We start from the raw sequence: 20,471 nt of genomic DNA on the forward strand, positions 1-20,471 counted from the left end.
CAGGTCAGGTATTCTTCCAGTTCTTGGCGATGAATTCCTGAACGCCAGCGATGTTGTTATCGAGCACCGTATAACGTTCTTTCCGCTCGAACAGGCCCGCCATGTGGGCCGGTAGTGGCGGCTGCACACTCAGACCGGATTCGGCAACGGCATCCGGGAACTTGGCCGGATGGGCGGTCCCCAGGGTAATCATCGGCACTGCCGGATCGCGGCGACAGTTGCGGGCAGCGCGGACACCGATCGCCGTGTGGGGGTCCAACAGATACTCGTTTTGTTCGTAGGTCTCGCGGATAGTATCGCAGGTGGTTTTATCATCCACAGCGTCACTGTCAAACAGCTTGCGGGCATGCTTCCAGCGATAATCCTCGATACTGACCGGGCCTTTGGCGGCATTTTCCAGCAGTGCTTTCACTGCCAGCCCATCCCGGCCATGAAGGTCAAACAAAAGGCGCTCGAAGTTGCTGGACACCATGATATCCATACTCGGAGAGAGCGTGTGCTCAAGCTGATGCTGCTCGTATTTATTGCCACTCATGAAGCGATGCAGGATATCGTTCCGGTTGGTGGCAATGACCAGTTGAGAAATCGGCAGCCCCATCTTCTTGGCCAGGTAGCCCGCAAAGATATCACCGAAGTTGCCGGTGGGGACTGAGAATGCCATGCTGCGATCCGGGCCGCCCAGCGCCAGTGAGGCATGGAAGTAGTAAACGATCTGGGCCATGATCCGTGCCCAGTTAATGGAATTCACAGCAGCAAGCTGGGTCTTTCCGCCCAGGAAAGACTGGTTGCCAAAGCTCTCCTTCACCATCCGCTGGCAGTCATCAAAATTGCCGCGCACGGCAATGTTGTGAATGTTTTCACCTTCAACGGTGGTCATCTGGCGGCGCTGGACCTCTGACACCCGCTGGTAGGGATGCAAGATGAAGATGTCCACGTGTTTACAGCGACGGCAACCTTCAATGGCCGCCGAGCCGGTATCACCGGAAGTAGCCCCCATGATGACCACATGCTGCTGGCGCTTCTCCAGCACATAGTCCAGCAAACGACCCAGCAATTGCAGAGCAAAATCCTTGAACGCCAGAGTCGGACCATGGAACAGCTCCATCACCCACTCATTGGTGTCCAGCTGCACCAGCGGTGCAACGGCCTTGTGAGCAAACACGGCGTAGGTTTCTTCCAGCATCTTGCGGAAGACGTCCGCAGGAATGGCATCATCTACAAACGGGTGCATGACGTTAAAGGCAAGCTCGCTGTAGGAAAGCCCGCGCCAGCTACGGATTTCCTCCAGACTGAAATGCGGGAGCGATTCCGGAACATAAAGGCCACCGTCGGTGGCCAGTCCAGTCAGCAAAACGTCTTCAAAGCCCAGTGCGGGCGCTTCACCCCGCGTACTGATGTATCTCACGTGCGTACCTGTCAGTTAAAGTTTTCAGCGCGGATGCGGACAACCTGACCATCGGTGTCGGACAGGGCTTCCAACTCTTCGATCGCACGGTTGATCTGCCGTTCCTGAACCGTGTGGGTCAGGATAATCACCGGAATTCGGCCGTCTTTCAGCTCGGACTCCTTCTGCATGATCGACTCTATATTGATGCCGTGCTCACTCAGGATGGAGGCAATCTTCGCCAGCACGCCCGGGCGGTCCAGAGCAGTAATGCGAAGGTAATAGGCTGACTGGATATCCTCCATGGGAAGAACATCCAGATCCTCCATGGCATCCGGTGAGAAACCGAGGTAAGGGACACGCTGCTTGCTTTCGCTGGCCACGGCGCGGGCGACATCCACGATATCGGCGATAACGGCAGAGGCGGTCGCTTCGTCGCCGGCGCCCGGGCCGTAGTACATGGTCTGACCCACGGCATCGCCATCAACCAGTACCGCGTTCAGTACGCCATCCACCTGGGCAATCAGGTGGCTCTGGGGAACCAGAGTGGGATGTACCCGCAGTTCGATGCCATCGTCCCGGCGACGGGCAATGCCCAGATGCTTGATTCGATAGCCCAGCAATTCGGCGTGGGCGATATCGTAGGGAGTTATTTTCGAAATCCCTTCGGTGTAGGCTTTTTCAAACTGCAGCGGCACGCCGAAGCCAGCAGAGGCGAGAATGGTCAGCTTATGGGCTGCATCAATACCTTCCACGTCAAAAGTCGGATCTGCTTCGGCGTAGCCCAGATCCTGAGCCTCCTTGAGCACTTCGGTAAACTCCCGACCTGCACGCATTTCGGTGAGGATGTAATTGCCTGTACCATTGATAATGCCGGCAATCCAATCGATACGGTTTGCCGCCATGCCTTCACGCACAGCCTTGATCACCGGAATGCCACCAGCTACACCGGCCTCGTAGGCAACCACAACGCCGGCCTTCTCGGCGGCCTCGAAGATTTCGTTGCCGTGCACGGCAATCAGGGCCTTGTTGGCCGTCACAACATGCTTGCCATTGCGGATGGCCGCCAGCACGAGTTCACGGGCAGCGTCGTAACCGCCGATAAGCTCCACCACGATATCCACGCCTGGATCATTCACCACGTCGTAAATGTCGGTGCTGAAGGGTACGTCTCCGAGGTCCATGTCCTCGCGAGCGCGGCGACTGGCGATCCGGGCAATCCGGATATTGCAGCCGGCCCGACCGGCAATAAGCCTGGCATTTCGGGTCAAGACATTAAAGGTTCCGCCGCCGACGGTTCCCAGTCCGCAGATTCCGACACTGACGTCTTTCAAACTCTCACCTCTGATCCCGAAGGGGTGCTGATGAATTGCAATAAGGGGGCATAGTATACCGATTCAGGCGTCACTGAATAAGCCCTGAATCGGAACCAACTCAAATACCGAAACTTTCCGGGAGCCCTCACGATCAAAACTGCTGTCAGAGCAGCCCAAGACCCTCTGCCAAACGTTTCGCCGGGACATAACCACGGACCATGTTGCCATCTTCCAGCACAATGGCCGGCGTACCAGTTACGCCAACCCGGCCGCCAAGCTGGTACTGCTCCTGAACCGGATTTTCGCAGTTTGCCTCATCAACCTTGCGGCCTGCCTTGGCAGCGTCCATGGCAGCCTGCTGATTACCCGCACACCAGACCGATTCGTACTTCCTGAATGACGCCGTATTGGGGCCTGAGCGGGGAAACGCGTAGTAATTGACCGTAATGCCATACTCGTTGAGTTGCGGCACCTCGTCGTGCAGCTTCCGGCAGTAAGGGCAGTCGATATCGGTAAAGACGCTCACCACGGCCTTTTCATTCTTTGCCGGAAAACTGATTACGCCATCGTCACCAAACTCCGTCATCGTCGCTTTCCGAGCGTCCGCACGGGCAACTTCAGTGACGTTTGCGATGCCCTGCTCAGTAACCTTCAGAAGGTCACCGGTCATCAGGTACTGACCATCTTCGGTGGCGTAGATGGTATCGCCATTATTGCTCTGCACCTCATAGAGGCCTTTCGCCTCCGATTTCCGCACCGACATAACTTTCAGACCCGGCACCGCTTTGGTCAGGCTCTGGGCAATCCGATCTTCCACTTCACCAGCGCTGACGCTGGCCGCCCCCAACAAGCTGGCAAAGACACCGAGCACCACGACAAGACTTTTAATGTTCATTCTGGCAGACAACCCTTTTACAGTAATCGGTTAAATAACCCGGGCAGTATTGCCACAGGCGGGGAATCAATTCAATGCGACATCCCGTTGCCGGGAAAGTTCACCCTGAACCCTGCCTTCACTCAGCCACGGGGATGATGGGCCTGGTGCAGCGAATGCAGCCGCTGGCGAGCCACATGCGTGTAGATCTGGGTGGTGGACAAGTCCGAGTGACCGAGCAGCATCTGGACAACCCGCAAGTCTGCACCATGATTGAGGAGATGGGTGGCAAACGCATGCCTGAGCGTATGGGGCGAAAGGTGTTTCCGGATACCCACTCTCAGGGCGTAGTGCTTGATGCGATGCCAGAAGGTCTGACGCGTCATGGCAGCCGCCCGGTTGCCCGGGAATAGCGCATCACAGGACCGACCCTTCAAGAGTCCAGGACGCCCCTCTTTCATATACTGGAGCAACCAGTCCACAGCCTCTTCTCCCAGGGGTACCAGCCGTTCCTTGTCACCCTTACCGGTAATCCGAACCACGCCCTGGCGCAGATTCACCTGATCTACCCTAAGCTCCGTCAGCTCGGACACCCGCAGACCACAGCCATAGAGAATCTCCAGCATGGCCTTGTCGCGGAGCTCAATGGCAACACCGGGGTCGGGCTCGGCGAGGAGCGCATCGACTTCCTCCTCCGTCAGGGAATCCGGGAGACGTCGTGGCAACCTCGGACTGTCAATACGCAGGGTCGGGTCCTCGGCGATAAGGCTTTCCCGCAACAAAAACCGGTAAAACCGGCGAAGCCCCGAGAGGCGTCTTGCGGCCGTGGAGCTCTTTATCCCTTCCGCCAGTCCTCGGGACATCCAGGCCAGAAGGTCGGTTCGGCGAACTTCCTTCAGTAATGGTTGACCCGGCTGGTCCATTAGCCATTCCGACAACCGGGACAGATCACTCCGGTATGCCTGCCTTGTCTTTTCGCCAAGCCCGTCTTCAAGCCAGATGGCATCAACAAACCGGGCAATCATTGATTCGTCTTCTGATCTCACGCCCAAGCCCTCAAACCGTGATTAAGCCACAGCAAGCCTACCGGATCGTCAGACGCAAAAAAGGCAGCCGTGGGCTGCCTTTTTTCTTGCCTGGTGTTCAGCAATACGCTGATCAGCCCAGCTTTTCCTTGATACGAGCAGCCTTACCAGACAGGTCGCGCAGGTAGTAAAGCTTGGCCTGACGCACGTCACCGCGACGCTTCACGCTGAGGCTGTCAATCAGCTTGGAGAAGGTCTGAAACGTACGCTCAACACCCACACCGTAAGAGATCTTGCGCACGGTGAAGGAGGAGTTCATACCGCGGTTACGCTTACCGATGACAACACCTTCGAACGCTTGCAGACGCTCACGGTTACCCTCGGTTACGCGAACCTGAACGACCACGGTGTCACCCGGCGCAAACGCAGGGATTTCCTTGGCCATCTGTTCTGTTTCAAGTTGACTGATGATGTTGTTCTTGCCGCTCATCGTAATGCTCCTGATACCCAATCTGTTAATGCCCTGATCATTCAGAGGCACCCGGTTCGTTCAAAATCTCTTCCAGCAACTGACGCTCTTCTTCCGTAAACACCCGCTTTTCAAGCAGGTCGGGGCGTCGCTGCCGGGTTCGCCTCAGCGACTGCTTGAGTCGCCAACGCCGGATCTGATCATGGTGACCGCCCAATAAAACATCCGGCACCGCCTGACCTTCGTAAACCTCGGGCCGGGTGTAGTGCGGACAATCCAGCAAACCGTCAGCAAAAGAATCCTGCTCTGCCGACTGCGCATGACCCAGCGCTCCGGGGATGAGGCGTGTAACCGCATCGATAACAGCCATCGCTGCCAGCTCGCCACCGGAAAGAACAAAATCACCCAGTGACACTTCCCGATCGACTTCCGTCGTTATCAGGCGCTCGTCAACACCTTCGTACCGGCCCGCCACCAGAATCAGCTGCTCTTCGGCCGCAAGCGACTCGACGACAGTCTGACTCAGCGTCTCGCCCTGGGGCGATAGATAAACCACGCAGGCCTTGCCAGGCGCTGATTCCCGTGCCGCATGAATGGCATCCCGCAGGGGCTGAATTTTCATCAGCATACCCGGGCCGCCACCATAGGGCCGGTCGTCCACGGTGCGGTGCCGGTCGTGGGTATAGTCTCGGGGATTCCAGCTCCGGAAAGTCAGAAGACCGTCCCGGACTGCCCTACCCGTGATCCCATAGTCCGTTACCGCACTGAACATGTCCGGAAACAGACTGACTGCGCCAATCCACACTCGTCAGAACTCCGGATCCCAGTCCACAACAATGCGCTTGGCAGCCAGATCAACCTTCTGGACCACTTGGTCTGGAAGGTAGGGAATCAGGCGCTCACGCTGATCGATGGAGCCCACTGTCGCTTGCACCACCAGAACATCGTTGGAACCGGTTTCAATCAGATGATGCACTTTACCAAGGCACTCATCGTCGACCGTGAAAACTTCAAGACCTTCCAGCTGAAACCAGTAGAACTCGCCCTCGGGGAGCTCGGGCAACTCTGCCCTGGAAACCCTGACCTCGGCGCCACAATAAGTACGCGCCAGCTCACGATCATCAATTCCTTTCAGCCTGACGACAATCGCCTGCCCTTGGCGGCGACCTTCCTCCAGCTTGACCGGAATACGTTTACCGTCCAGATCCAGAGTCCAGTCCGGATAGTTCAGTATTCCTTCCTTGGGATCCGTGAAGGAGAAGACTTTCAGCCACCCCTTGACCCCAAACACCGAGGTAATCCGGCCGATCACAGTTTCCTGCGAATTCTGTGTCATGCCATAAACCCCGGCGTCAATACTGAGTTACTCAGCAGCCTTCAGCAGCTGGGCAACGCGATCGCTGGCCTGAGCACCCTGGCCAAGCCAGTGATTAACACGGTCGCGATCTACGCGCAGACGCTCTTCCTGACCCCGGGCGACCGGATTGAAAAAGCCAACACGTTCAATAAAACGACCGTCGCGTGATTTGCGGCTGTCGGTGACTGTCAGATGGTAGAACGGGCGCTTCTTGGAGCCGCCGCGAGCCAAACGGATTATTACCATTTAACCAATATCCTGTTCTGTTGTACGAACTTTGTACGATTCCCGCCTGCTGAACAACAGCTGACGCGAAGAGCCATACTCGAAAGGGGCGCTATTCTATGCTAAATGAACGCCAAAGAAAACAGGAAAACCGGCTGTTTCCCAGTTTTCCGTGTAAGGCTTTTTACATACGGCCGAATGGAGGCGCGCCACCGCCTCCGCCGCCCGGCGGCATCATACCACCCATGCCGCGCATCATATTCGCCATGCCACCTTTTTTGCCAAACTTTTTCATCATTTTCTGCATTTGCTTGTGCTGTTTCAGCAGACGATTCACATCCTGGATCTGCGTGCCAGACCCGGTGGCAATCCGGCGCTTGCGGGAGTTGTTGATAACGTCCGGGTACCGACGCTCCTTCGGCGTCATCGAGCAAATGATGGCTTCCATCTGCCCCATGGATTTGTCGTTTACCTGCTGCTGGGCCACCTGGGCCATCTGCCCCATACCCGGAAGCTTGTCGAGCAAACCACCAATACCGCCCATATTTTTCATTTGCTGTAACTGGTCACGAAAATCTTCCAGGTCAAAGCTCTTGCCCTTCTTGATCTTCTTGGTGAGCTTCTGGGCCTTTTTCTGGTCCAGCTTTCGCTCCGCCTCTTCTATCAGGGAAAGCACATCGCCCATACCCAGAATCCGGGAAGCGACCCGGTCCGGGTAGAACGGCTCCAGGGCATCGGACTTCTCCCCCACGCCCAGGAATTTGATCGGCTTGCCTGTGATGTGACGGACGGACAGGGCCGCGCCACCCCTGGCGTCGCCATCGGTCTTGGTCAACACCACACCTGTCAGCGGCAAGGCGTCGTTGAACGCCTTGGCTGTGTTGGCGGCATCCTGACCAGTCATGGCATCAACCACAAACAGGGTTTCGACCGGATTAACGGCTTTGTGTAGCCTGCCGATCTCACCCATCATCTGCTCATCAACATGGAGGCGGCCGGCGGTATCGAGAATCACTACATCAATATGCTTCTTCCGAGCGGCAGCGATCGCGCCTTCAGCAATAGCCACGGGATCCTGATCAGCAGTGCTCGGGAAAAACTCGACACCTACCTCGCCCGCCAGGGTTTCCAGCTGGCGAATCGCGGCCGGACGGTATATGTCGGCACTGACAACCATTACGGATTTCTTCTGGCGTTCCTTGAGAAAGCGGGAAAGCTTGGCAACGGTGGTTGTCTTACCCGCACCCTGCAAGCCGGCCATCATAATCACGGCCGGCGGCTGAACGTTCAGGTTGAGGGACTCGTTACCCTCACCCATCACCCGTTCAAGCTCCTGCTGAACGACCTTCACGAATACCTGGCCCGGCGTAAGGCTGCGCTGCACCTCCTGCCCGATAGCACGCGTGCGGACACCTTCGACAAAATCTTTCACTACCGGAAGAGCAACGTCGGCCTCCAGCAGTGCCATCCGCACCTCTCTGAGGGTGTCCTTTATGTTGTCATCGGTGAGGCGCGCCTGGCCGGAAATCTTGCGCAGACTGCCGGAAAGTCGGTCTTGGAGGTTATCAAACATGTTGCTCTTCCGTACCCCGGATAAATTGAGTGCACGAACCACAGAGCCGGCGTCGGCTCCTTGATTCCAGTTGCATAATCACGACATTATAACCAGACTATCGCCCTGAAACGACCAGCCCGGTCAAATCGGCTGAAACCAATGCCGATCCCCAGTCTGAACAGTGGTTAATAAGGAAGTCATGGGAACGCTGATTCTCGCGGTCACCTCTCTTTTTCTGTACAGCGTTGGTACTGCGCTGCAAGCCCTGCATTTCAGGGGCCGGGTTCAAAGTAATCTTGCCATTACCACTCTGATTGGCGTACTCGCCCTGACCAGTCATGGCCTTCTGATAGCCCAAACCGTTCACCATGATGGTGGCTTCGACTTCAGCTTTTTCAAAAGCTCAGTGCTGATATCCTGGCTTATCGTCTTCCTTCTGCTTGGGCTGAATCTGAAAAAGCCGGTTCAAAGCCTGTTCCTGGGCGTGTATCCGTTGGCCGGACTCACGATTATCCTTGCACTGGTCACCCATGGACCCTCAAGACTGGTATCAGACCAAAGCTACGGCATGCTGTCCCATATCGCATTATCAGTGACAGCCTACAGCCTCTTTACACTTGCGGCTATCCAGGCTGTACTCCTCTATTTCCAGAATCGCCAACTGAAGCATAATTACAACAGCTTGCTGGTACGCAACCTGCCGCCGCTACAAACCATGGAGTCGTTGCTGTTCGAGATGGTATGGGCCGGCGTTGTAATGCTCATTCTGGCGATTGTTACCGGCGCGCTTTTCATTGAGGATCTTTTCGCCCAGAACCTCGCCCACAAAACCCTGTTTTCAATACTCTCCCTGCTAGTCTTCGTGGCACTACTGATTGGTCGCTACACCAAGGGCTGGCGCGGCATCACGGCTAGCCGATGGACGCTGGCGGGCTGCGCATTGCTGATGCTGGCATTCTATGGCAGCAAATTTGTGCTGGAACTTATCTTCCAGCGAGGCGGCTGACTCCCTGAAACGCCCTTTACTCTCTTGACACGGGGCTCACCCACACCCTATTTTCGCTACTTGTCAGCAATATAAGGACACCTCTTTTGAACGAAACATCGCTTACCGCGCTGTTTATTCTCCTTGTCGGACTGATCGTGCTTTCCGGATTCTTCTCCAGTTCAGAAACGGGGATGATGTCTCTCAACCGGTATCGCCTCAAACATATGGCCAAGACCGGCCATAAAGGTGCCAAGCGGGCCCAGGGTTTGTTGCAGCGCACAGACCAGCTGATCGGCGTTATTCTCATCGGCAACAACTTCGTCAATATCTTCGCATCGTCGATTGCCACGGTTATTGCAATACGTGTCTGGGGCGACGCCGGCATAGCAATAGCTACGGTTCTGCTGACCATCGTGATCCTGATCTTTGCGGAAGTGACCCCCAAAACCCTGGCTGCACTGTTCCCGGAGAAGATTGCATTTCCCGCCAGCTACATACTAGGGCCGCTGCTGAAAATTCTTTACCCCATTGTCTGGGCAGTGAACCTGTTTACCGGCGGCATATTGAAGCTCCTTGGAGTTTCTGCGGCAGATGCTGCCAATGACCACCTCAGCCGAGAGGAGCTCAGAACCCTCGTCAATGAGGCCGGCGCGCTGATTCCCGCCAAACACAAAGATATGCTGGTCAGCATTCTCGATCTGGAAAAAGTGACTGTGAACGACATCATGGTGCCCCGGAACGAGGTGGTTGGCATCGATCTCGAGGACGACACCGACACGATCCTGCGCCAGTTACGGAGCAGTCAGCACACCCGACTGCCGGTTTACAAAGGTGACATAAACAATATCCAGGGCATCCTGCACCTTCGGAGCGCGTCCAAGCTGCTTCAGCAGGAGGAAATCAACAAGGCCATGATCATGCAGCTTTGCCAGGAACCCTACTTCGTCCCGGAAAGTACACCGCTGAATACCCAGCTGATCAATTTCCAGAAAGGCCGACGCAGGTTTGGTGTGGTGGTCGACGAGTATGGTGACGTTCTCGGCCTTGCGACGCTGGAAGACATACTGGAAGAGATTGTTGGCGACTTCACAACCGATTACGCGGCAACCAGCCCGGACATCATTCCCCAGGACGACGGCACCTTTATCATTGACGGCGCATCCGCCGTGCGCACCATCAACAAGACCCTGGGATGGAAACTTCCCACTGATGGCCCCAAAACCCTCAACGGCCTGATTACCGAAACCCTGGAAAATATCCCGGACACCAACGTCTGCCTGAAAGTGGGTGGGCACCGGGTGGAAGTGCTGCAGATTAAGGACAATGTCGTGAAAGCAGCTATTGTGCATCCGAAAAAGCGCAGAAAGCGCTCACTTTCGCTAACCTGAATAAACCCGCCCTTCCCCTGTCGCTATAGACTCTTTAGTTATAGTGGCGCCCTTTCTTGAAAGATCAAAATGTAATCACTGGCTTGACCACTATCAATCCCCCACCAACACTGAAGGGGCGTGCGACACAAAAACAAACACAAGGAATTCGTCCATGAGTCTGACTCACAGTTTTGGCCTGCTTACTCATCCGGATCAGGAATGGGAAGCGATACGCAAAGAATCCGAATCTGTTACGAGACTATATGCCGGCCACATTTTGCTGCTGGCTCTGATCCCAGCAGTAGCAGGGTTTTATGGAACCACTCAGGTTGGCTGGCAAATTGGCGATGGCCAGATAGTCCGACTTTCCACAGCCAGCGCGTTTCAGCTATCGGCGCTGTTCTATGTCGCCGTTCTTGCGGGCATTTTTGTATTGGGCAAGTTCATCGATTTTTTTGCCTCCACCTACGATGCGGTTGAGAGGATACCCAGGGGCGTCACCCTTGCAGCTTACACAGCTACGCCGATCTTCCTGATCGGCGTTATCGCTGCGTACCCTAATATCTGGGTCAATATGCTGGCAGGGCTCGTCGCTGCTGCCTATGCAGTCTACCTGCTCTACGAAGGACTCCCTATCCTGATGAAAATCCCGGAAGAGCGGGGATTCATGTTTGCATCTGCTGTACTTACGGTTGGCCTGGTGATGTTTGTTGCCTTGCTGGCCATCAGCGTGGTCATCTGGAGTATGGGTATAGGCCCTGTTTATGTAAACTGACCGCGATATCTCTGGCCAGTCAGCAACCTGTATGAGGGTGTCCTGAGGGGCACCCTGTGTTTTTTGAACTCGGTCCCACGTTAGCGTTTAGTCATGTTAACTTTAGCGAAAATGCGGTAAATTTAGCCGATAACGAGAATACAAGGATCTTGAGCTCGGTCATGTATCCGGTTGAGGCGTAAACAGGAGTCTGCCATGAACAAGCAGTCCGGCATACATTACCTCCGCGAGCATCGGGAAGCAGGAAGTAACAAACCGGTTCCTGCGGAGGTCACCCGCATACGGGACACCGTCGTCGCCGGGCTGGGTGACTTGCTGCAGGGCGCTTTCGACGCCGTCGACGATTCACTGTTCGAATTGGCCAACAACGCACGCAGCAATAACGAACAGAATCGGTATTTTGAAGCGATGCGTGAAATCCGCATAAAGCGAAAAGGTGTGGAGCGGCATTTCCAGAACACAGTCGCCCAGTACTTCGCGAACCCACCCCATACCGGCCCTCTACAGGAAGAAAATCTGAGCAAGCAGGCAAGCGCCGACAGCCTGTCTCTGGTTGGCAATGACGAACTGGAAGAGCAGGTTGCGCTCAACGCCATGATTACTAAAGCGAAAGCCCATTTTCAGGGTCCACTGCTCCAACTTCAGACCCGCTTCAGTCAGGTTTATCCCGAGGCCACCGACGAATCACCGGTTAACCCGATGGCGCCGGAACACCTTTGCAGCGCCTTTACTGAGGCAATACAGGCACTGGAAATTCAGATCCGGGAACGCCTGATTCTGCTCAAGCAATTTGACAGGTACGTTGTCTCCAACCTCGGGATGCTGCTGGACGAAGCAAACCGCATTCTGATTCAGGCCGGCATCATCCCGAATTTTCGTTATCACGGCAAAGCAGGACAGCAACCTGATGCTTCCAAGGCGCAAGACACCAGCAAAGAGGCATCCGGAGCCTCAGACGCAGCAACCCACACAGCGGCAGGAATGTCCGCTCCCAGCAGCGCCGTTTTTAACCAGATCAGGCAGATGCTGGCACTTCAAAGGGCCAATGCAGGGATTCCGCCTCGATCAGCCGACCCCAATGTTCGCGTCGTTGGCGATTCCGAGCTGGCCAGTCTGCTGAATTCGCTGCCTCTGGCTAGCGCCCGGCACGACCAAGGCGACCTGAGTTACGGGCAGCCCGTCAGTATCGATCTAAGAGAGCTGATGCAACAGTTGCTTGCCAAGGCAGATGCAGGGGATGGCCGAAAACCGGCGTTGAACGAGGTCGACGAAGACCTTATCAACCTGGTCTCCATGTTGTTCGAATTTATTCTTGATGATTACAACCTGTCTGCTCCGGTCCAGGTATTAATCAGCCGCCTTCAGATTCCGATACTCAAAGTGGTCATTCGGGACAAAAGCTTCTTTAGCCAGGCCACACACCCGGCCAGACGTTTGCTGAACTCCCTTGCCCGGGCAGGCATCGGGTGGAGTAGCAGCGACGAGAAAACTAAGGATAAGCTGTACAGCCAGATCCACAACATCGTTCAGAGGATTCTCAACGAATTTGATGGGAACATAGCGCTGTTCGAGACATTGAACCAGGAGTTTGAGCAGTTCCTGGAACGGGAAAACCGCAAAGCCTCGCTGGTTGAGCAGCGGACACGGGAATCGGAACGAGGCCGAATCAAGTCTCAGACAGCACAGCAAACCGTCGACAACTTGCTGAAAGAAAAAGTATCACGCTACAAACTGCCAGAATCGATCCATGACATTCTGATGAATGGCTGGAGTCGAGTGATGTTTCTTGCTTACCTCCGGGACGACGTTGAGCATCGCTGGAATGCGACGGTGAAGGTGGTTGATGATCTGATCTGGTGCCTGCATCCCCACCAGGAGGATGAGGAGAGAGACCAGTGGGTTCGGGTTGTCCCGGGCCTTTTGAAAGCTCTGAAATCAGGCCTGGAGGAAGTTTCCTACAATTCGTCCAGGCTGGACGAAATGATGGGTCACCTGAAACATGAACTGGCCGAAGCATTCAGAACCAATGCGGCCATAGAAGCACGGCAGGACTCGCCGCAAGAGGCTGAAGAAGAGGAGATCGCGACCGTTCATCAGACCGCGGTCGAAAGGCAACAGGAGCTGGAAGAAGCTGCAATTTCCGAGTATGTCGCCCAGATTGAGAGCGTTGAAATAGGTAACTGGGTAGAATTTCGCATGGTCAATGGCGCCAACTTCCGCTGCAAGCTTTCCGCCATTATCGAGGAAGCCGACTGCTTTGTTTTTGTGAATCGGATGGGGCTGAAGGTAATCGAGAAAACACGGATACAGCTGGCCCATGAAATGCGCCGTGGCCGCCTGACTCTGCTGGAGCAGGGCGCTCTGATCGACCGCGCCCTAGACGCTGTTGTCGGCACCCTGCGGAGCAAAACGGCCTGACATTAATGGTCGAAGAAGGCAGCGCCAGCAGCCTTCCGGCAAGGTACCGGATCGGCCTTGCGTTATCCCTGGCGCTACTGTTGCACACCCTTTTGCTCTCTGGCATTCCCTCGCCGGTCAGAGAGCAAAAGGAGCCCCATCGCGAAAGCCTGAAATTTGAACTGATTTATCCGGGGGACCACGAGACTTCTCACCCCAGCCCGGAATCCTCTGCAACCGATCGTCCGATAGCTCCCATTCCACGTTTCTCGGCGGAGCCTGTCGAACCGATAATAACCCGGCAGAAGCCTGCGCCCCCAGATGCATCCAAACAGATTCCCTCCGAGGCGCCTGCACCAAAGTCCGAAACATCGGAGAGCACCAGCAAATCAACCACCAGCAACAGCGCCCGCGCCTGGGAGGTTGCCCAGCCGGAAGTGAAAACCACTGACGCAACGATAACCCGCATAACCAAATTTCCAGCGGAGCAGGATCCATACACGGCAATCCTGGCAACACACCTGGCACGCCAGCTTGAACAAGTCAGGGTTCCGGCAATAAGGGAACTGTCCCGGACTGTGGCAATGGAGGTGGAATTGCAGCTGCTTGGTAACGGTGCCCTGACCCGGGCAAAGGTGCTCAAATCGACGGGAATTGAAGGTATCGATGAAGCCGCCTATCGGGCGGCTCTAGCGGCAAGTCCCTACCCCAGACCGCCCGAGGGCGGAAACAGCCAGAATCGTTTCGAGGTTGAACTGGTGTTTACCCCGAAACGGCTCTGACCAAGGACTGGTTTCAGGCTTCTGCCTGCTTTGCTGCCTCTTTGACCATCTTGGCCAGCTCACCACTCTCAGACATTTCCAGAATGATGTCACAACCGCCAACGAGCTCGCCGTTGATGTACAGCTGGGGATAGGTCGGCCAGCTGGAGTAGACCTTGAGGCCCTCTCGGAGCTCCTGGTTGTCCAGGATATTCACAAACGCAAAACGCTCGCCACAGGCCATCAGAGCCTGCACGGTTTTGGCGGAAAAGCCACACTGGGGCGCTTGGGGACTGCCCTTCATGTAGAGGATGATCGGGTTTTCGTCTAGCTGGCTTTTGATGGTTTCATTAATATCCATGAACATTCACCTCTGTTGGAACAGTCTTGCCACACGGCAATTTAATTAAAGCTATTGTACACGGGTGCTTGACCGCTCACCAAACACCGTGATTTGACCTCAGACAACGCCACTGGTTCCGGCCCGGTTGCAGCGTTGTCATACCTGCCCCGAAGGGCTAGACTTGATGCCCCGTTTTTACAGCCAACGTTCAGGCAATCCCGCCCGCCGCGGGGTTCGTTGAGATAAGGGCCATTTCATGGCGGCAAGACATTTTCTGACATTGAATGACATGACAACCAGTGAGCTGGAAAGCCTGGTTGATCATGCCACGGCTCTGCGCAAAGAATGGCGTCAGGGCAAGGTTCGCAACTCTCTCGAAAATCGTGTGCTTGCGATGATTTTCGAAAAGTCATCAACGCGAACCCGGGTTTCCTTTGAAGCCGGCATGGCTCAGCTTGGCGGTTCCGCATTGTTCCTGTCGCCACGGGATACCCAGCTTGGCCGGGGCGAACCCATTGAAGACTCCGCCATCGTTATTTCGAGCATGGTGGATGCGGTGATGATACGCACCTTTGCGCATGAAACTGTCGAGTGTTTCGCCGCTGCTTCCCGGGTGCCCGTTATCAATGCCCTGACGGATGAGTTCCACCCCTGCCAGTTGCTTGCCGATATGCAGACTTACCGAGAGCATCGGGGCAGCATTCGCGGCGCCACCGTGACCTGGATCGGCGATGGCAACAACATGTGCCATTCCTACATCAACGCGGCGGCCCAGTTTGATTTCCACCTGAATATTGCCTGCCCCGAAGGCTACGAGCCCGCCGAATCCCTGATCAAGGCACACAGCGATCGGATAACCCTGTTTCGAGAACCGACGGAGGCCGCGCGCAATGCCAACCTGTTGGTAACCGATGTCTGGGCCTCCATGGGCCAGGAGGACGAACAAAAAGCCCGTGAGCAAGCCTTCAGTGGCTACCAGATCAACTCGAAACTGCTGGCCGTGGCGGATAAAGACGCCTTGTTCATGCATTGCCTCCCGGCACACCGGGGCGAAGAGATTTCCGCAGACATGATGGAACATCCCGCCTCGGTGGTGTGGGACGAGGCTGAAAACCGCCTGCACGCCCAGAAGGCCCTGCTTGAGTTTCTCATCCTGAACCACCTGGACTGACCCCCATGAGTACGACCGCGCAATCTTCTGCAGACTGGCTGCTTGAGGTCAACAACCTGTCTTGTGGCTACGGCGGGGATTCCGTGGTCAAGGATGTCAGCTTCGCCCTGAGCCACGGGGACATCGGCTGCCTACTGGGTCCCAGCGGCTGCGGTAAAAGCACCATTTTGCGGGCCCTCGCCGGCTTTCTACCGCTGACGGGTGGTGAAATCTGCCTCCAGTCTCAGGCCATCAGCCTGCCCGGCCGCACCCTTCCGCCCGAGAAGCGTCGGATCGGCATGGTATTCCAGGACTATGCCCTGTTTCCGCACCTGACAATTGCCGATAACGTTGGCTTTGGCCTGCGCACTCTGGGCAAGGCGGAAAAACGACAGAAGATCATGGAGCTGCTCAATGTCGTTCACCTCCAGGACCTGGCCGAGAACTACCCCCATGAACTGTCCGGCGGCCAGCAGCAACGAGTTGCCCTGGCTCGCGCGCTGGCACCCGAACCGACCCTGATCCTGCTGGACGAGCCATTTTCCAATCTGGATGCGGACTTGCGCCGACGCCTGAGCCTGGACGTTCGTGAAATTCTCAAGACACTGGGGATCAGCGCTATCCTGGTGACCCACGATCAACAGGAAGCCTTCGCCATGTGCGACCAGGTTGCGGTGTTGCGGGACGGCATGATCCAGCAGTGGGACGTGCCTTACAACCTCTATCATGAGCCGGCAAACCGCTTCGTGGCCAGCTTCGTCGGCCAAGGAGGATTCATCCCAGGTACGGCACTGGGGCCGGACACTATTGAATCGGAACTCGGCATTATTCACGGCAACCGGGCCTACAAGTGGTCCTCGGGCACTCTCGTAGACGTACTGATCCGGCCGGATGACATTGTCCACGATCCAGACTCGAATCTTCGACCTAAGGTCATTGAGAAAACCTTCGCAGGCACCTCAACGCTCTACCGTTTCCGCTGTTCGGAAGACACCGAATTTGAGGCGCTGTTCCGAAGCCACCTGGACTTTCATCTGGGCGAGCATGTGCCGGTGCGCGTGGAGGCGGATCACCTGATCGCTTTTGAGCGCACCGCCTGAACCACGATCAGTTGTTACAGACCCGCTCCACGGCATCAATCCAACCGGCATAGAGGGATTCTCGCAGGGCTGACCGCATGCCGGGATGGAACTGCCGCTCACATTCCCAAAGACCGGATATCTGCTCAAGACTCTCAAACACGCCCGTCTGCAGTCCGGCGAGGTAGGCGACCCCAAGTGCCGTTGTTTCCGTTACCCGTGGCCGATCAACGGTGACATTCAAAATGTCCGCCAGGAACTGCATCACCCAGTCATTCACCACCATACCGCCATCTACTCGCAGGGATTCAAGCCGGGCGCCATCATTCTGGATAGCGCGAACCAGGTCTTTCGTTTGGTAACACACCGATTGCAAACCCGCCGTGACTATCTCGCCAATCCCCGTATCCCGAGTCAGGCCCATGATTGCCCCTCGGGCATGGGGGTCCCAGTGCGGCGCGCCCAGACCGGTGAATGCCGGCACCAGATAAACCGGGTTCTCCACACCAACGACCTCTGCGTGGGCTGCGGACTCATTGGCATGTGCAATCAGCTTCAGCCCGTCCCTCAGCCACTGCATGGCAGCACCGGCGACAAAAATGCTGCCCTCCACTGCGTAACAGGGCTTGCCATTGAGGCGGTAGGCCATAGTTGTCAGCAAACGGTTCTCAGACCGAACGGCCTGATCCCCCGTATTGAGCATCAGAAAGCACCCGGTGCCATAGGTGCTCTTGGCCATGCCTGGTTTGAAACAGGCCTGCCCCACCAGAGCAGCGTGTTGATCGCCGGCAATACCCGCAATCATGACCGGGCCTCCCAGCCAATGTGATTCCGACGTGCCATAGTCCGCGGCACTGTCCAGCACATCCGGCAGCAGGGCTCGGGGCACACGGAACAGGGCCAGAAGTTCGTCGTCCCAGTCCTGCTCGTGAATGTTGAAAAGCGCTGTGCGCGAGGCATTGGTGGCGTCGGTGTAATGCGACTTTCCGCCAGTAAGATTCCAGAGCAACCAACTGTCCACTGTGCCGAACGCCAGGTCGCCGGATTCTGCCCGCGCACGGGCACCCTCCACATTGTCCAGTATCCAGGCGATCTTGGTCGCGGAGAAATAGGGGTCGATTAGCAGCCCCGTCCGCTCGACAATGCTATCTTCGTGCCCGTCTGCCTTGAGTTTGGTACACCAGGAGGCCGTCCGCCGGTCCTGCCAGACAATGGCATGATGTATGGGCTTGCCGGTGGCCCGTTCCCAGACCACTGTGGTTTCGCGCTGATTGGTGATGCCGATGCCGGCCAGGTCACCGGCCTCAATACCAGCCTTGTCCAGGACACCCCGGCACACCGCCAGAGTACTGTCCCAGATTTCCAGGGCATCATGCTCAACCCAACCGTCCCTTGGGAAATACTGATGGAACTCCAGTTGCTCAGTAGCAAGGCTGTTGCCCGTCTGGTCGAAAACGATGGCTCGGGAGCTGGTTGTGCCCTGGTCAATGGCGAGCAGATAGCGGGTCATGAACGGCCTCCTGTTGTTTATTTGATTCTAACAGCAGAGCAGCCGGGAAAGCGTGACTAATCCGGAATTTGGCGGCAGACAAAAAAAAGGGCCGGAAAACCGGCCCTCAAATGACGAATGAAACAAGGAAAGTTCGTAAGAACTACAACCTCAAAAGTCATCCCTTACGCTTATTATTATTGACGCGGACACAGGAAACTTCAGTAGCGCTTGTGTAGCAGCTTTGTTACATCAGGTGAGTCAGCGAGGACTGGTTCACACAATTGAATCCAGTGGTTTCTTTCTGGGCCAGACCAGGCTGAACCTGGCGCCGCCGAGGTTGTCACTTCTGCTGACGAAGGCCTGGCCGCCATGCCAATACAGAATCCGTCGGACGATGGACAAACCCAGTCCGTAACCTCCGGAGGTGCGGGTACGGCTGTCGTCGAGACGGGCAAAGGCCGTGAACACCTTTTCCCAATCCCCCTCTGGAATTCCGGGGCCATCATCCTCGACATCAATCCGGCAGTTATCCTCGTCAAAATGACAGCTCACGACGACCTTACCAGCCGCGTAGCGACCTGCATTACCAACCAGATTCTGAATAGCCCGGTGCAGATAGCGGGGTTCAACATCCGACAGTGCCCAACGTTCGGACATCTCATCAATATTGCCCTGAATACTCAGCTCCGGTCGTACCAGTTGTTGCTCCGAAACCACCTGCCGGACAATGTCGGTTACCGAGGTTTCCTGAAGAGAGAAGACCGGGCCACCCTGCTCCAGCCTGGCATAGGTAAGAATCTCGTCAATCAGCTCATCCAGCTCCTGAATATCGCCGTCGATGCCGTCCAGCTGTTTTTGCAAGGAAGCCTGATCCTGGCAATCTTCGATCATCTGCACACCAAACCGGATTCGAGCCACCGGGGTGCGCAATTCGTGGGATACCGCATGAATCATTTCCCGCTGCACCTGTACCAGCCGCTGGATATGTTCCGCCATGCCATTAAAGGAAGAGGCCAGTCTGGAAACCAGGGTCCCTTCGCCCGCCTGAACCCTCGCTCCCATTTCACCGCGAGCTATGCGAACCGCCACCGACTCGACGGTTCTGAGATTGTTATCCACTTCCCGTAGCGCCAGGAACAGGGCGGCCGCAAGCACTCCACCCATCACCATAACCAACAGCAGAACAACGGGCCAAGACCAGGCATTGAAAGGAGCTGGTATATCAATCCGGAACAGCTCACCGTCCGACAGTTGAATAATGACTCGGCCACAACCATCAGAGCCTTCTGTGTAGAATGCCAGGCCACGCTCGGCAACCTGGTCCAGAACATCCGAACCCGGCAAAAGGGTCGAGTCATCCAGAGCACGAACCTCAACATCGAGAGCCTGCGCCATTTGAGCAGCAACATCGGGACGATTCTCGGGCGATGCTGAGTCAAGATGCCAACGGAAGAACAGCCCGGTGGTTTCAGCCACACCGCGGTAGGGGTCGGTCAGGCGCAGTTGCAAAATCTGCCCGGAGAGACCCATGATGAGAACCCGATATCCGGCACCACTCTCAATTCCGACCACCTGGCCGTAACCCAGCCTCTCAAGCGCAACCTGAGAAATTTCGAACTCCGAAGCGGGCCCGACACGCAGATCAACGGTTGATCTCAGCCAATGATATTGCTGCGCCGGCGCCGGCGCTGCTGCCAGCCACCGCATCACAGGCTCAGGAAAACGCTCATGCCAGAACTGGGAACGAACTGAATTGATGCCGGTAAACAGGAGAACACACAAAAGAACAACCAGCGCAGTGAGGCCGGCAAGACGGGCATAGAGTTTGAATAAGAACTTCAGGGGCATAGTACCAACCCTGGCTTGGACCACCGGTGAGCAGGGGGTTTGCACACCGGTTCCCGAGACCGA

At 56.1% G+C, this 20,471-nt stretch carries 19 protein-coding genes; 7 read left to right on the plus strand and 12 right to left on the minus strand.

Annotation, left to right across the window (positions count from 1 at the left end; translation table 11 throughout):
• Window positions 1–4: 4 nt before the first annotated feature.
• From thrC to ffh, 9 genes are all read right to left on the minus strand, one after another.
• Window positions 5–1,405 (minus strand): threonine synthase, encoded by a 1,401-nt coding sequence (gene thrC / locus ACN0XM_RS05455; RefSeq protein ID WP_417565904.1) that lies wholly within the window; start codon window positions 1,403–1,405, stop codon window positions 5–7.
• An 11-nt stretch (window positions 1,406–1,416) separates the two neighbouring features.
• On the minus strand, window positions 1,417–2,718 hold the full coding sequence (locus ACN0XM_RS05460) for a homoserine dehydrogenase (protein WP_417565905.1): 1,302 nt from the start codon (window positions 2,716–2,718) through the stop codon (window positions 1,417–1,419).
• A 145-nt stretch (window positions 2,719–2,863) separates the two neighbouring features.
• Complete coding sequence (locus ACN0XM_RS05465; RefSeq protein WP_417565906.1) at window positions 2,864–3,595, minus strand: DsbC family protein; 732 nt, start codon at window positions 3,593–3,595, stop codon at window positions 2,864–2,866.
• A 122-nt stretch (window positions 3,596–3,717) separates the two neighbouring features.
• Window positions 3,718–4,620 (minus strand): site-specific tyrosine recombinase XerD, encoded by a 903-nt coding sequence (xerD, locus tag ACN0XM_RS05470; RefSeq protein WP_417565907.1) that lies wholly within the window; start codon window positions 4,618–4,620, stop codon window positions 3,718–3,720.
• A gap of 112 nt (window positions 4,621–4,732) precedes the next feature.
• On the minus strand, window positions 4,733–5,089 hold the full coding sequence (rplS, locus tag ACN0XM_RS05475) for a 50S ribosomal protein L19 (RefSeq protein WP_417565908.1): 357 nt from the start codon (window positions 5,087–5,089) through the stop codon (window positions 4,733–4,735).
• A 37-nt stretch (window positions 5,090–5,126) separates the two neighbouring features.
• Window positions 5,127–5,873, minus strand: coding sequence for a tRNA (guanosine(37)-N1)-methyltransferase TrmD (gene trmD / locus ACN0XM_RS05480; protein WP_417565909.1), 747 nt, complete (start codon window positions 5,871–5,873; stop codon window positions 5,127–5,129).
• Window positions 5,874–5,876: 3 nt separating this feature from the next.
• On the minus strand, window positions 5,877–6,404 hold the full coding sequence (rimM, locus tag ACN0XM_RS05485; RefSeq protein ID WP_417565910.1) for a ribosome maturation factor RimM: 528 nt from the start codon (window positions 6,402–6,404) through the stop codon (window positions 5,877–5,879).
• Window positions 6,405–6,431: 27 nt separating this feature from the next.
• Window positions 6,432–6,671 (minus strand): 30S ribosomal protein S16, encoded by a 240-nt coding sequence (gene rpsP, locus ACN0XM_RS05490; RefSeq protein ID WP_417565911.1) that lies wholly within the window; start codon window positions 6,669–6,671, stop codon window positions 6,432–6,434.
• 163 nt (window positions 6,672–6,834) lie between these two features.
• Window positions 6,835–8,223, minus strand: coding sequence for a signal recognition particle protein (gene ffh, locus ACN0XM_RS05495; protein WP_417565912.1), 1,389 nt, complete (start codon window positions 8,221–8,223; stop codon window positions 6,835–6,837).
• A 181-nt stretch (window positions 8,224–8,404) separates the two neighbouring features.
• Here ffh and ACN0XM_RS05500 point away from each other — a divergent pair, with 181 nt between their 5' ends.
• From ACN0XM_RS05500 to ACN0XM_RS05520, 5 genes are all read left to right on the plus strand, one after another.
• Window positions 8,405–9,211, plus strand: a complete 807-nt coding sequence (locus ACN0XM_RS05500; protein WP_417565913.1) for a cytochrome C assembly family protein — start codon at window positions 8,405–8,407, stop codon at window positions 9,209–9,211.
• Between the two features lie 86 nt (window positions 9,212–9,297).
• Window positions 9,298–10,581 carry an HlyC/CorC family transporter gene (locus ACN0XM_RS05505; RefSeq protein ID WP_417565914.1) on the plus strand — a complete coding sequence of 428 codons (1,284 nt, stop codon included), beginning with the start codon at window positions 9,298–9,300 and terminating at the stop codon, window positions 10,579–10,581.
• A gap of 154 nt (window positions 10,582–10,735) precedes the next feature.
• Window positions 10,736–11,338, plus strand: a complete 603-nt coding sequence (locus ACN0XM_RS05510) for a Yip1 family protein (RefSeq protein WP_417565915.1) — start codon at window positions 10,736–10,738, stop codon at window positions 11,336–11,338.
• Between the two features lie 195 nt (window positions 11,339–11,533).
• Entirely contained in the window at window positions 11,534–13,756 is a 2,223-nt protein-coding gene (locus ACN0XM_RS05515; protein ID WP_417565916.1) for a DUF1631 domain-containing protein, read from the plus strand.
• A gap of 5 nt (window positions 13,757–13,761) precedes the next feature.
• Window positions 13,762–14,517 (plus strand): energy transducer TonB family protein, encoded by a 756-nt coding sequence (locus tag ACN0XM_RS05520; RefSeq protein ID WP_417565917.1) that lies wholly within the window; start codon window positions 13,762–13,764, stop codon window positions 14,515–14,517.
• A gap of 13 nt (window positions 14,518–14,530) precedes the next feature.
• Here ACN0XM_RS05520 and grxD read toward each other — a convergent pair whose 3' ends face one another.
• Window positions 14,531–14,857, minus strand: coding sequence for a Grx4 family monothiol glutaredoxin (gene grxD, locus ACN0XM_RS05525; protein WP_417565918.1), 327 nt, complete (start codon window positions 14,855–14,857; stop codon window positions 14,531–14,533).
• Between the two features lie 238 nt (window positions 14,858–15,095).
• Between grxD and argF the strand changes: the two genes are divergently transcribed.
• Together argF and ACN0XM_RS05535 are read left to right on the plus strand one after the other, a co-directional pair.
• Window positions 15,096–16,010 (plus strand): ornithine carbamoyltransferase, encoded by a 915-nt coding sequence (argF, locus tag ACN0XM_RS05530; protein ID WP_417565919.1) that lies wholly within the window; start codon window positions 15,096–15,098, stop codon window positions 16,008–16,010.
• A 5-nt stretch (window positions 16,011–16,015) separates the two neighbouring features.
• Window positions 16,016–17,089 carry an ABC transporter ATP-binding protein gene (locus ACN0XM_RS05535; protein ID WP_417565920.1) on the plus strand — a complete coding sequence of 358 codons (1,074 nt, stop codon included), beginning with the start codon at window positions 16,016–16,018 and terminating at the stop codon, window positions 17,087–17,089.
• A 7-nt stretch (window positions 17,090–17,096) separates the two neighbouring features.
• On the opposite strand, the gene glpK is transcribed toward ACN0XM_RS05535, so the two are convergent.
• A complete protein-coding gene (gene glpK, locus ACN0XM_RS05540) occupies window positions 17,097–18,578 on the minus strand; it encodes a glycerol kinase GlpK (protein WP_417565921.1) in 1,482 nt (493 codons plus the stop codon).
• A 255-nt stretch (window positions 18,579–18,833) separates the two neighbouring features.
• Window positions 18,834–20,408, minus strand: a complete 1,575-nt coding sequence (locus ACN0XM_RS05545) for an ATP-binding protein (RefSeq protein ID WP_417565922.1) — start codon at window positions 20,406–20,408, stop codon at window positions 18,834–18,836.
• Between the last annotated feature and the right edge of the window lie 63 nt (window positions 20,409–20,471).

Origin of the sequence: Marinobacter sp. (assembly GCF_048269445.1) — a bacterium.
Classification (GTDB): Bacteria; Pseudomonadota; Gammaproteobacteria; order Pseudomonadales; family Oleiphilaceae; genus Marinobacter.